Raw genomic sequence first — 12,456 nt, forward strand, 5'->3', positions numbered from 1 at the left:
CGGAGGCGATGGAAGAACCTGTTTAACCGAGCGAACAGCTAGACATTAACGTATCACGGGAGGATATCTATGTCAGAAATTAGTGTGCAGTTACCGGGGTTGAACCTCAAGAACCCCATCATTCCAGCCAGCGGGACGGCGGCGTACGGTCAGGGATTAGCGCAACATTTCAACCTGAATGACCTAGGGGCCTTGGTGGTCAAATCCACGACGCTGGAACCCCGGACCGGGAATCCGCGGCCCAACGTGACGGAGACGACGGCCGGGTGGATGAACGCCATCGGGCTGACCAATCCTGGCATTCAGGCGGTCATGGCCGACCAGTTGCCCTGGCTCGCGGACCATTACCCGACGTTGCCAATCATCGGTAGCATTGCTGGCAGCACGTTTGCGGAGTACGTGGCGGTTGCCCAGCAGATGACTCAAGCGCCCAACGTCCACGCGTTAGAGGTCAACATTTCTTGCCCCAACGTGGCGGCGGGCGGTTTGGCCTTTGGCACGGATCCGGTGTTGGTAAAGGACTTAGTCTCGCAAATCATGGCGGTAGCCACCAAGCCGGTGTACGTCAAATTAACGCCGAACGTGACCGACATTACGGTGATTGCGCAAGCGGCCGTCGCGGGCGGGGCCACCGGACTGACGTTGATCAACACGTTGACGGGCTTGCAATACGATTTGGCCACGCGCCAGCCGACCTTGAGTAATGGCACGGGCGGCTTGTCCGGTGCGGCGATTCACCCCTTAGCGGTCCGGATGATTCACGCGGTGCGTGCGGTGACGGACGTGCCCATCATTGGTGTCGGCGGGGTCATGCGGGCAGAGGATGCCATCGAGTTCTTCCTGGCAGGCGCCAACGCGGTGGAGGTCGGGGCGGCCACGTACGGCAATCCCTGTGCCTGCCGTGACATTGTCCGTGAGTTGCCAGCAGCGTTAGACAAGTACGGCTTGCCGGATTTGATGACGTTGAGCCGGCAACAAGCCCAGCACTAGTCGAGATGGTTCGGTTAGCGTAATAGGCGTCTTTAATAGAAAAAACAAGTAGGATTTGAGAGGCTGTGACCACTGTCGCAACCTCTTTTTAACGTCGAAATTAACTGATTACACGTGAGTCAGAGGGCAGCTGGCTCCATCAACCGCCATGACAACATAGTGCTTCCTAGCCCAACCACTTTACGTTTCCACAAAGATTCGGCCACGATTTCCGAAAGCTGTTGACAAGTTTTCAATTTCTGGTAAACTACTAAACGGTAATCATTACTGTTTACATATGGCTATTGCTTGTAAAGTTGCTGGTTAACTTCCACGCTAAAGAACGAGTAGGGTGAATTGTCTTCACTACTTTGGAATAGCGAAGCTGCGAGACGAAAAAGTGGCGTACATGGCCGTTCCAGTGGGCTAAAACAACGTTAGCCGCAGGGCGGGTGAAAATGGGCCAAGCCGTGGGAATTCGCTTAGTGGCTTGGCCACTTAGAGAATTGGTAGCATTGAGACGCGATTTGCGCGGCTTAATGCTAAGTCTGGAGACCGCCCTTTGGCTCCAGACGTCCGCCCACCGCGTTCCGGTCCCATTTTTCACCCACTCGGAGGCGCTGACATGGATAAATGATTAAAGATGGGGATGACGGACTTGCGAAATAAATTAGGACGACTGAACGGCTACCGGTGGCTAGCACTGGTGGTCAGTTTGGTGGCGGTATTCACGTTGGCGGGCTGCCAACCAACCACCCAGCCGAAACAGTCCGGTAAAATTAACGTGGTCGCCACGCTGGGATTCTACGGCGAGGCCGCGCAAGCTATTTTGGGCAATCAAGGCAACGTGCACACCATCATCAACAGTCCCAGCATCGACGCCGAGAGCTATGAGCCGGACGTGAAGACGGCTAAATTGGTCGCTAAGGCCAACGTGGTGGTCGAGAATGGTCTAGGCTATGACAGCTGGATGGACCGCGTGGTGGCCGCAAATCAGGGCTCTGGGACGAAGACTTTGTCGATCGGCAAACTGATGGGCAAGACCACCGGGGACAATCCCCACCTGTGGTCGGATCCGACCGTCATGACCAAGGTGACCCAGCGACTGGTGAAGCAATTTAGTCGCTTGGAACCTAACCATGCGGCGGCCTTTAAACGCCGTGGCGCCGCTTACGAAAAACAGTTGGCGGTTCTGGCACAAACGGCTAAACAGATTAAGAAGAATGCCAATGGCCAACAAGTGGCGGTCAGCGAGCCCGTTTTCGATTTTGCCCTGACCGCGATGGGCTATAAAATTAGTGATGGGCACTTTGCCAAGTCGATTGAAGAGGACAGTGATCCCACGCCGGCTGACATCACGCAGTTACAAGCGCAGATCAAGCAGCACAAGATTGCATTTTTTGTGGAAAATACCCAAAACTCCAGTAAGAATGTGACCGCCATGGTTCAGCTCGCCCGCAAGTACCACGTGCCGGTGGTCAAGGTGACGGAAACCATGCCAACTCATCAAACGTATCGGACCTGGATGCTCGCGCAATATCGCCAGGTTCAGCGGATTCAGGAGGAGAATCGTTCATGACGGAACCAGCAATTTTAAAACTTGAAAATTTGGGCGTGACCTTCCCCAATCATCCGGTGTTCACGGACCTCAATCTGACAATTCATCAGGGGGAGTTCTGGAGCATCGTTGGGAAAAATGGGGTGGGTAAGACTACGTTGATGCGCGCCATCTTGCATCAATTACGGCCAACCACTGGGAAAGTGGCCTACCTGCCAGACGGTGGTAGCTTGAAGATTGGCTACGTCCCCCAATTTCGGAACATCGACAGCGATTATCCATTGACCATTAAAGACTTTGTTGGGCTTAACCTGACGGGGTGGAAGTGGCCGTGGTTGTCGCGCAAGGAACACGCGGAGATCGACCACATTTTGGCGGAGACGGGCTTGACGAAATTAGCCAAGCGGCCGATTGGTCAGGCGTCCGGTGGGGAACGGCAAAAGGCATATCTCGCACAGGCGTTGGTGGAATCGCCGAATTTGTTAATTTTGGATGAGTCGACGGCCAGTCTGGATCCCGTCACCAAGACGGAGCTGCTGGACCTGGTCATCGAGTTGAATCAGCGGCTACATTTAACGGTGCTTTTCGTGACCCACGATATTCCGATGGCCCGTAAGTACAGTTCACAATACCTGATGTTAACGCCAGCGGGCGCCGAACAAGGCCCCATCAGCGGCTTAACGCAGGAGAAGGTCTGGGAGGGCGAAAAAAATGTTTAGTTATGAATTTATGCGCAACGCCTTCGCGGCTGGGACCATCATTGCGATTATTTGTGGGATCATGGGTGTCTTCGTGATTGCGAGAAACATGTCCTTTCTGACCCACACCTTATCAGAAATTGGTTTCTCTGGTGCGGCCTTTGGGGTCTTCGCCGGTTGGGCACCGCTGAACGGGATGCTCCTGTTCACGGTCGTCAGTTCGGTCATTGTCGGCCAGTTGAGTGCCCGGAGTGAACGCCGGGAAGCGGCTACTAGCGCCATTTCCGCCCTGTTCATTGGGCTAGGAATTCTGTTCCTCTCGTTGGCCAATAAAAACGCCAGCTACGCCACCAGCATTTTATTTGGGAGCGTCATCGGAATCAGTGCCAGCGACGTCCAACAAATGTTGTGGCTGTCCATCTTGGTGTTGATCGTCGTCTTCATTATTTATCGGTTCTTAAAATTCGATTCATTCGACCACACAGGCGCCCGGGTCAAGGGTTTGTGGACCAACACATTGTCGATCACGTTCCTGGTGCTGGTAGCGCTGAGTGTCAGCGTAGCGGCCCAAATCGTCGGTTCCCTGTTGATCTTCATCCTGTTAACCTTACCGGCAGCAACGGCAAAGTACTTCGCCCACACGGTAGGCGGCATGATGATCCTGGCGGTCGGGTTAGCGCTATTGGGCGTCTGGGCAGGCTTAACGCTGAGCTACGTCACCAACTACCCGGTATCCTTCTTCATTGCAGCAATTGAAGCCGTTTTTTACTTCTTGGCGCTGGGGTGGCAGAAGGTGCAAACGGCAGAATAGAGTGCGGAGCGGGGCGGTTAACTGGCGAGCATTAACGGCGCTAAGTGAAGGCCCCTGGGCTTGGGGGCTTTGCTTAGCGTTGTTAAGCGGAACCAGTTGCCCCGCGTAGCACGTTTCAGAGGCTGCATATTTCCGAGTTGTTCCGTGGAGAACCAATCAAACGGGCTAAAGCAAGATAGGCTTAAAGGAAAGTCCCGCCTCGAGCAGGAGAGTGTTTCTGAACCAAAGTTAAGCGCAGGACCTGCCCGGTGTAGCACGTTTCAGAGGCTGCATATTTCCTCCGAGTTGTTCCGTGGGGAACCAATCAAACGGGCTAAAACAAGAGAAGCTCAAAGGAAAGTCCCGCCTCGAGCAGGAGAGTGTTTCTGAACCAAAGTTAAGCGCAGGGACCTGCCCCGTGTAGCACGTTTCAGAGGCTGCATATTTCCGAGTTGTTCCGTGGGGAACCAGTCAAACGGGCTAAAACAAGAGAAGCTCAAAGGAAAGTCCCGCCTCGAGCAGGAAGGCATTACTGAACCAAAGTTAAGCGCAGGGACCTGCCCGCATAGAACCAGTTCAGCGACCTAAATCAGCAAACAAATAAAAATCACAAAGTCTCACCAGAGAGCCGGCCAAAGTGGTCAGCTTTTTTGTTTACCATCTGTCACCGCTCCACGCACATCAGAAAATAACCACACCATCACGAGTGACCAGAGGCGGGTCAAGGTGATCAGCTGTGTCGATGGTCTTGGCTGAGGCCACTCAGCCTAGAGCATGGGACGACCTTGGAGACTGGCTGGGCTGTGCCAGGCTTCAAGGCAAGCTGGAAGACCGTTTCCCAGGTTGGAAGCGTTCCCCAAAGTAGAGCACCTGGAACCCGCTGCCAGAAACGCCAAACGTTTCCTAAAAATAGAAACACACATCCAATCGATTGGTCCTAGGTCAGGCCAGTGTTAGCCGCAGGGCGGGGGAAAATGAGCCAAGCCGTGGGAATTGCCTTAGTGGCGACAGCCGCTTAGGCAATTGATACTTTTGAGACGCTGAATTTGGCGGCTCAAAATAAGTCTGGAGACCGCCCTTTGGCTCCAGACGTTCGCCCACAGCGGTCCGGTCGCATTTTCCCCCGACCGGAGGCGAAACCAACGACCAGTCTGGCGTAGACCAATCACCCAACAAAACCGTTAAAAACATGGAAAATACCATCCGATTTCTTAAATTTACCCAACTATTCTTAATTCTCACGAAAATGTAACGAAAAACCCGAACATTTATGCTAAAATTGGCTTTACAATTAACTCTAAAGAAAACAGTTGAGGTGAAGAAGTTGAAAGTCAGAAGAAGTGACCGGTTGGTCGACATGACCCGGTATTTGTTGGAACGACCGCATCAATTAGTATCATTGACATTTTTTGCGGCGCGTTATGAGTCGGCGAAGTCTTCCATCAGTGAAGACCTGACCATTTTAAAACGCACCTTCCAAGCACGGGGGACCGGGATTTTGGAGACGGTGCCGGGTGCTGCTGGTGGGGCGCGGTTCATTCCCTACATTTTAAGAGAAGAAGCCGAACAATTCGTAGATGAAATGATTACGGAACTGTCCGAAGCCGATCGTTACCTGCCAGGTGGTTACGTGTACATGTCCGATATTTTGGGACGGCCCGCAGCTTTACGGCAAATTGGTCGGATCTTAGCGACGCAGTACTTGAATCAAAACGTTGACGTGGTTGTCACGGTGGCTACCAAGGGAATTCCTTTGGCCCAGAGTGTGGCGAACTACCTGAACGTGCCATTTGTGATTGTGCGTCATGATTCACAAATCACGGAAGGTTCCACGGTCAGTGTCAATTACGTTTCCGGCTCAACGAAGCGTATCGAACGGATGGCGTTGTCTAAGCGGAGCGTGAAGCCTAACTCACGGGTCCTCATCGTGGATGACTACATGAAGGGTGGCGGGACCGTTGGTGGTTTGCGCTCCCTGGTTGATGAGTTTGACTCACAACTGGCCGGCGTGGCTGTCTTTGCGGAAGGTGACTTCAGCGGGCAACGGACCGTCAGCAAGTACACGTCGCTACTGAAGATTCAGACGGCGGACGAACAGATTCGCGTTTCACAAGGGAACTACTTGACCCAAATCTTTGGCGACGAAAATTCCCAATTAAATTAGCTAGGAGAGATTTGGAATGACTACCAGAAATACCATTATCCTCGCTGCCGGTAAGGGCACCCGGATGAAATCGAAGCTGTATAAAGTCTTGCATCAAGTGTGTGGCAAGGCCATGGTTGACCACGTGTTGACGCAGGTTGAACAGACTAAGATGGACAAAATTGTGACGGTCGTGGGCTACGGTGCCGACGACGTTGAGACCACGTTGGGCAAGCGGACGCAATACGCGTTACAAGCCAAGCAATTGGGGACCGGTCACGCCGTCTTACAAACGGAACCGATGCTCAAGGACGAAGAGGGCACGACGCTGATTGTCAGTGGCGATACCCCGCTGTTCCGCGCAGAAACTTTTGACGACCTATTTGCCTATCACGAAGCCAAGCATGCCGCGGCGACCGTGTTAACGTCCATCGCACCCGACCCAACCGGTTACGGCCGGATTGTCCGCAACAACATCGGCATTGTCGAAAAGATTGTGGAACAAAAGGATGCCAGCTCCGAAGAACAAGAAATTCACGAAATCAACACCGGGGTTTACGTTTTCGACAACCAAAAGTTGTTCAAGGCGCTCCATGAAACCTCTAACGACAACGCCCAGGGCGAATACTACCTGACCGACGTGATTGAAATTTTGAAGCACCAAGGGGACATCGTGGCCGCTTACCAAATGGCTGACTTCGATGAATCCATGGGCGTCAACGACCGGGTTGCTCTGGCTGCTGCAACGAAAATCATGCGTGACCGGATTAACGAAGCCCACATGCGTAACGGGGTCACCCTGATTGATCCCGCGACGACTTACATTGATGCCGGCGTGAAGATTGGTTCCGACACCATCATCGAACCGGGCGTTCTACTGAAGGGCGACACGGTGATTGGTGAGGACTGCTACATCGGTGCGCATTCTGAATTACGTAATGCCAAATTGGCCGACCACGTGACGGTTACCTCTTCATTGTTGGAAGATTCCGACATGGCGAGCGGCTCAAACATTGGTCCTAACAGTCATTTACGACCTGAATCACACATTGGGCCTAAGGTTCACCTGGGCAACTTTGTGGAAGTGAAGAAGGCAACCATCGCCGAAGGCACCAAGGTGGGGCATTTGACCTACGTTGGGAACGCCAAGCTGGGTAAGAACATCAATGTCGGCTGTGGCGTGGTCTTCGTCAACTACGACGGTAAGAACAAGCACGAGACGGTCGTGGGCGACGATGCCTTTATCGGCTCCAACTCGAACTTAGTTGCGCCGTTGGACGTGGCTGACCACAGTTTCATCGCCGCCGGGTCGACAATCACTGATTCTGTGAAGCAATACGACATGGCGATCGCCCGGGAACGACAGACGAATAAACCCAATTATTATCAAAAACTACCATATCGTGGCGAAGATTAAGCCGAAGCTCTTGTGTTTCCGCACGCGATAGCATAAAATTGTTGTAGGAATTCAGGCAGACTATAGGCTATTGGAGGAAATTATGGCTACGCAATATTTTGACCCTAAACTAAAGATTTTTGCGTTGAACTCCAACAAACCGTTGGCAGAAAAGATTGCTAACGAAGTTGGTGTCGAATTAGGGAAAACCTCGGTGGACCGGTTCAGCGACGGCGAAATTCGGATTAACATTGAACAGAGCGTTCGGGGTAGTCACGTTTACGTGATTCAGTCCACGTCCGCTCCCGTCAACGATAATTTGATGGAACTGTTGATCATGATTGATGCGCTGCGACGGGCAAGTGCGGCCACCATTAACGTGGTCATTCCGTATTACGGCTACGCGCGGCAAGATCGTAAAGCGCGTTCCCGCGAACCAATCACGGCGAAATTAGTCGCTAACATGTTACAAACGGCCGGTGTGACCCGGGTCCTAGCGTTGGACCTGCATGCCGCCCAAATTCAAGGATTCTTCGACGTTCCAGTTGACCATTTGATGGGTGCGCCGCTGTTAGCGGACTACTTTATCAACAGTGGTTTGGCTGAAGATGCCGTTGTTGTGTCACCGGACCATGGTGGTGTGACGCGGGCACGGGCGTTGGCTGAATTCTTGAAGGCCCCAATTGCCATTATCGACAAGCGCCGGCCAAGAGCAAACGTGGCAGAAATCATGAACATCATCGGTGATGTCAAAGGTAAGCGTTGCATCATGATCGACGATATGATTGATACGGCTGGGACGATTACATTGGGTTCGCGAGCATTAATGGAAGCGGGCGCCAAGGAAGTCTACGCCAGCTGTACCCACCCCGTTTTGTCCGGTCCAGCGATTGAACGAATCGAAAAGTCACCAATCAAGAAGTTGGTTGTGACGGATTCAATTCAATTAACGGCCGAAAAGCAAATTGATAAGATCGAACAAATCTCAGTTGGTCCACTGATTGGTCAAGCCATCAAGCGAATCAACGAAAACCGGCCAGTCAGCCCATTGTTCAAGAACCGTTTCCACAGTCAAGAACAATAAAGAGACAAGGAGACTCAAGGCGGCGCGGGCTGGCTTGGGCCTTTTTGGTAGAGTGCGGAGCGAGCCGCTTAGGTCCTGAGCATTAACATCGGTTCAGTGATGACCCTGGGCTTGGGTCATTGCTGAACCGGGGTTAAGCGCAGGGACCTGGCTCGCGTAGCACGTTTCAGATTAAAAACAAAGCACCACCAAAGCACCACCCTCACCATCAACCCAAAGGAATGAACTGAATGAAAAACTGGAAAAGAGCGGCGACCGGAACCGTAGCGGCGGGCCTGTTAGTTGCATTAGTCATGAAAATTATCGGCCAATCGTTTATGGTCATCGGCAACCTGCTGTTCATGGTGGGCTTGGTACTCATCGTGTTCGGCGCCATTTGCGTCCTAGCCAAGGGTCACCTGTTTACGGGCTGGCGGCACTTATGGCACCGCAAAGAAAAGGTCGAACCGTTACCCGGTGAAAAGGTACCAGTACGGCAGGTAGCCAGCACGAAGAACGCGCCAATCGTGGTGAACACGTTGGCTCGGTTTGGGCTGGTTAGCGGCATCTGTTACATCATTTTGGGTGTCGTATTTACAATTTAATTAAAAAATTAGGCACTCGGCTGTGACGGCTGAGTGCCTTTTTGAAATGATTTGGTTGATTGAAGGTTCTGCCGAAAAAATTATGCATCAGTGATGGTGGCACGCTTTTGTTGTAACAGATGATGCAAAGCGGGATTACTGTTTTGCGGGTCATAAACCATCACGATTCTGTATTCCTGCGAGTCCAATTCAAAAGGACGGTAGACAATGTTGTCAGTGCTTGCAGAACCGGTGTCTAAAAGCCCGGCTGGATAAAAGGCCACGGCCTGGTTAAGTGCTACCAGCAATTGCATTTGCTCGATGCTGGGGACCCGTTGAACGTGTTTCGTCTGCTGACTTTGTGGAATGCTAGCCAAGAAGCTTTCAAGCAAGAAGGTTGAGCTTTCAGGGCTGTAGTACAGGATAGGAATCTCTTGTAGATCGGTCACTTTAATCTTTTGCTGTTCTGCTAATGGGTTGTCCGCACTAAGTCCTAGGACCATTTCGCCAGAAAAAATCGGTAAAACGGTCAGTGAGGAAGTTTCGGGCAGGACTGATTGCCCATACTCGATGGAGTAAGCAATGTCCAACGCTCCTCGGTGAATACTCTTGACCAAGTGTTCATTGCTTGCCTCACGAATGGTCACGTGAACGTCCGGATGGTCTGCTTTTAATTGATGGACGTCGGCTTGTAGTAAATGACTTTCAAAGATGGAAAAATAACCGATGCGTAAGGTCTGACTACTGAGGTGATCTAGTCCATGCAATTCGTGAACGGCATTGTTGTAATGATTCACAATGTCTTGTGCTTCGGCCCAGAAAAAATGGCCTTGCGTGTTTAACGTAATTGTATTGGCTTTTCGCTGGAAAAGGGTGACACCAAGTTCAGATTCAAGCTGGCGAATTTGTTTTGAAACAGCCCGTTGTGAAAGGAAATGGCGGTCGGCAACTTGCTTAAAACTCCCATACTGAGCGACTTCTAAAAATAAATGCAGATGATCAATGTCCAAGAATTTCCCTCCTAGGGGTTAGATTTAGTTCGCCTGGCGAATTCTTTTGTGACTATATTAACATACACGTGTGCTTTAGAATATAGTCATTCGATAGGATATGCAGCAAGAGAAAATTTTTTTGAATCTAATTGTGTATAAATTCACTTTCTAAAACGGAGGAAAAATGATGACTATGCCAAACCAAAAGCAATATGATGTTGTCGTCGCTGGTACGGGAGCCGCTGGTATGTCGGCGGCTTTAACTGCCGCGCAACAGGGATTAAAAGTGCTGTTGTTAGAGAAGGGCCACACGACCGGTGGCAGTAGTAATTACACTGAGGGACTATTTGCCGTTGATTCCTATTTGCAGAAGGATGCAGGGATTCATGTTTCTGGAACTGAAGTTTTGAAAGAGGAAGTCGCCTATTCCAAGTACAAGGCCGACTCACGTATTTGGCGGAAGTATGTTGACGCTAGTGCAGATAACGTTCAGTGGTTGGCTGACCAAGGCGTTGAGTACGAAGGCGTACAAGCGATGGGGGATGGCGAGGCCACTTGGCACATCTACAAAGGAATGGGTAACCAAGTCATTCACGGTGCTTTGCAACCCAAGGCAGAAGAACTCGGCGTCGAAATTTTAACGTCAACCTCTGCGCAAGGGCTTCATCGCAATGACGACGGCGCAATTGTTGCGGTGGATGTTAAGGATGAAGAGTCTGGCGAAGTCATTCCGATTCAAACGCCCGCAGTTGTCTTAGCAACGGGTGGCTACTTGAACAATCCAAAGATGATGGCCGAATTGACATCATACGATACGGAACGATTAATTCCAGTTAGCTCGGGTAAGGGAACTGGCGATGGCTTGCAAATGGCTTGGAATGCTGGTGCAAAACCTTATGGAACGGGAACTGCCATGTTGTTTGGTGGTTACTTAAAGGATCCGGATGAACCATCATTTAAATTTATGGGCTCGCAAATGAATGCCGCCGCTGGACAACAACCACTCTTATGGGTGAACGAAAAGGGCGAACGCTTCGTTGACGAGAGTGTCGTTTATAACTTCTCTTATGCTGGGAATGCCATGTATACGCAAAACGCGGTCTACAGTATTCTTGATCAAGGGGTCATCGACCGGATGGCTACTGAAGGAAACTTCATGGGGTTAGGTGTTTACGTGAAGCGGGGAGAAAAGATGACCAAGCTTCAGGATGAAATTGATACGGCCGTCGCAGCAGATAAGTCGTTTATCTTTAAGGCTGACACGATGGCAGAGCTGGCCAAAAAGATGGGGATGCCAGAGGATCAGCTAAGCCAAACCATTCAGGTGTACAATCAAGCAGCCGAAAATGGTGTGGATGATCAATTTGGTAAGGATGCCGCGTACATGATTCCCGTTAATGAGGGACCCTATTACGGTTTCAAGCTTAATACAGGTGCCTTTTGCACGATGGGTGGCCTGCAGGTAACACCGGACAATGAAGTCGTTGATAATGCGGGGCAAGTTATCCCAGGCCTCTATGCGGCTGGAAATGATTCATCTGGGCTGGTAGGTGATACGTATGGTCCTAACATGCCGGGGACTTGTGTGGGTTATGCCTTTTATTCAGGACGGAATGCGGGGCAAAGTCTAACGGATTATTTACAAGTGAAGGAGACAGCCAAATGAAAATTATTGGGTTAGTTGGGAACAATGCCGACTTCTCTTATAACCGGCTGCTACTCCAGTTTATGGCCCAGCAGTTTACGACGGATGTGACAATTGAGGTTCAGGAGATTAAAGAACTTCCTTTATTCAATGAATCGACTGCCCAGCCGGCACCGGCTTGTGTCGTTGCTTTGGCCCAAAAAATTGATGCGGCCGATGGCGTTGTGATTGCGACACCGGAATATGATCATTCGATTCCGGCTAGCTTGAAGAATTGTCTGGAGTGGCTATCCTTTGCTGCGCATCCATTCACGGACAAACCAGTCATGGTGGTGGGCGTGTCACTGGGTCAGCAGGGAACATCATTCGCGCAAACGCAATTGCGTGAAATCCTGAATTCACCAGGCTTGAACGCACACGTTTTGTCTGGCAATCAGTTCATGATGGGCTTTGCTAAACAGCAGTTTAGTGAGGATGGTCAACTGACGGACGCACGAACGCTTAAGTTTTTGACTCAGTGCTTCGCAACTTTCCAGCAGTTTATTCAAGCACATCAAGTGATGCCGGTGGAGTAGTAACGCGTTATTAGTCAAATAAATTTGGAGGTTTTGACAAATG

General features: G+C 51.0%; 11 protein-coding genes. 10 read left to right on the forward strand and 1 reads right to left on the reverse strand.

Annotated elements, in window-relative coordinates; translation table 11 throughout:
• The first annotated feature begins 69 nt into the window (after positions 1 to 69).
• The 8 genes from EKM99_RS07890 (at position 70) to EKM99_RS07925 (ending at position 9,222) form a co-directional block, all read left to right on the forward strand.
• Positions 70 to 990, forward strand: a complete 921-nt coding sequence (locus EKM99_RS07890) for a dihydroorotate dehydrogenase (RefSeq protein ID WP_125582562.1) — start codon at positions 70 to 72, stop codon at positions 988 to 990.
• 628 nt (positions 991 to 1,618) lie between these two features.
• Entirely contained in the window at positions 1,619 to 2,548 is a 930-nt protein-coding gene (locus tag EKM99_RS07895; protein WP_125582564.1) for a metal ABC transporter solute-binding protein, Zn/Mn family, read from the forward strand.
• Entirely contained in the window at positions 2,545 to 3,246 is a 702-nt protein-coding gene (locus EKM99_RS07900) for a metal ABC transporter ATP-binding protein (RefSeq protein WP_125582566.1), read from the forward strand. The genes EKM99_RS07895 and EKM99_RS07900 overlap by 4 nt, the downstream gene beginning before the upstream one ends.
• Positions 3,239 to 4,036, forward strand: coding sequence for a metal ABC transporter permease (locus EKM99_RS07905; RefSeq protein WP_125582568.1), 798 nt, complete (start codon positions 3,239 to 3,241; stop codon positions 4,034 to 4,036). Before EKM99_RS07900 ends, EKM99_RS07905 begins: the two co-directional genes overlap by 8 nt.
• A 1,303-nt stretch (positions 4,037 to 5,339) precedes the next feature.
• Positions 5,340 to 6,179: a pur operon repressor gene (gene purR, locus EKM99_RS07910; RefSeq protein ID WP_125582650.1), complete on the forward strand. Its 840-nt coding sequence runs from the start codon at positions 5,340 to 5,342 to the stop codon at positions 6,177 to 6,179.
• A gap of 16 nt (positions 6,180 to 6,195) precedes the next feature.
• A complete protein-coding gene (gene glmU / locus EKM99_RS07915) occupies positions 6,196 to 7,575 on the forward strand; it encodes a bifunctional UDP-N-acetylglucosamine diphosphorylase/glucosamine-1-phosphate N-acetyltransferase GlmU (RefSeq protein ID WP_125582570.1) in 1,380 nt (459 codons plus the stop codon).
• Positions 7,576 to 7,657: 82 nt separating this feature from the next.
• Positions 7,658 to 8,638, forward strand: a complete 981-nt coding sequence (locus tag EKM99_RS07920) for a ribose-phosphate diphosphokinase (protein ID WP_125582571.1) — start codon at positions 7,658 to 7,660, stop codon at positions 8,636 to 8,638.
• A gap of 230 nt (positions 8,639 to 8,868) precedes the next feature.
• Positions 8,869 to 9,222 (forward strand): DUF3899 domain-containing protein, encoded by a 354-nt coding sequence (locus tag EKM99_RS07925; protein ID WP_125582573.1) that lies wholly within the window; start codon positions 8,869 to 8,871, stop codon positions 9,220 to 9,222.
• 80 nt (positions 9,223 to 9,302) lie between these two features.
• On the opposite strand, the gene EKM99_RS07930 is transcribed toward EKM99_RS07925, so the two are convergent.
• Complete coding sequence (locus tag EKM99_RS07930) at positions 9,303 to 10,211, reverse strand: LysR family transcriptional regulator (RefSeq protein ID WP_125582575.1); 909 nt, start codon at positions 10,209 to 10,211, stop codon at positions 9,303 to 9,305.
• 169 nt (positions 10,212 to 10,380) lie between these two features.
• Between EKM99_RS07930 and EKM99_RS07935 the strand changes: the two genes are divergently transcribed.
• Positions 10,381 to 11,859 (forward strand): FAD-dependent oxidoreductase, encoded by a 1,479-nt coding sequence (locus EKM99_RS07935; protein ID WP_125582577.1) that lies wholly within the window; start codon positions 10,381 to 10,383, stop codon positions 11,857 to 11,859.
• Positions 11,856 to 12,413 carry an NADPH-dependent FMN reductase gene (locus tag EKM99_RS07940; protein WP_125582579.1) on the forward strand — a complete coding sequence of 186 codons (558 nt, stop codon included), beginning with the start codon at positions 11,856 to 11,858 and terminating at the stop codon, positions 12,411 to 12,413. The genes EKM99_RS07935 and EKM99_RS07940 overlap by 4 nt, the downstream gene beginning before the upstream one ends.
• Positions 12,414 to 12,456: the final 43 nt, after the last annotated feature.

This window comes from Levilactobacillus cerevisiae (assembly GCF_003946245.1).
Lineage (GTDB): Bacteria > Bacillota > Bacilli > Lactobacillales > Lactobacillaceae > Levilactobacillus > Levilactobacillus cerevisiae.

Bases quoted from the DNA above. Each gene is read 5' to 3' on its own strand.
- EKM99_RS07890 (WP_125582562.1), top strand. From the start codon at position 70: ATGTCAGAAATTAGTGTGCAGTTACCGGGGTTGAACCTCAAGAACCCC.
- EKM99_RS07895 (WP_125582564.1), top strand. From the start codon at position 1,619: ATGACGGACTTGCGAAATAAATTAGGACGACTGAACGGCTACCGGTGG.
- EKM99_RS07900 (WP_125582566.1), top strand. From the start codon at position 2,545: ATGACGGAACCAGCAATTTTAAAACTTGAAAATTTGGGCGTGACCTTC.
- EKM99_RS07905 (WP_125582568.1), top strand. From the start codon at position 3,239: ATGTTTAGTTATGAATTTATGCGCAACGCCTTCGCGGCTGGGACCATC.
- glmU (WP_125582570.1), top strand. From the start codon at position 6,196: ATGACTACCAGAAATACCATTATCCTCGCTGCCGGTAAGGGCACCCGG.
- EKM99_RS07920 (WP_125582571.1), top strand. From the start codon at position 7,658: ATGGCTACGCAATATTTTGACCCTAAACTAAAGATTTTTGCGTTGAAC.
- EKM99_RS07925 (WP_125582573.1), top strand. From the start codon at position 8,869: ATGAAAAACTGGAAAAGAGCGGCGACCGGAACCGTAGCGGCGGGCCTG.
- EKM99_RS07935 (WP_125582577.1), top strand. From the start codon at position 10,381: ATGACTATGCCAAACCAAAAGCAATATGATGTTGTCGTCGCTGGTACG.
- EKM99_RS07940 (WP_125582579.1), top strand. From the start codon at position 11,856: ATGAAAATTATTGGGTTAGTTGGGAACAATGCCGACTTCTCTTATAAC.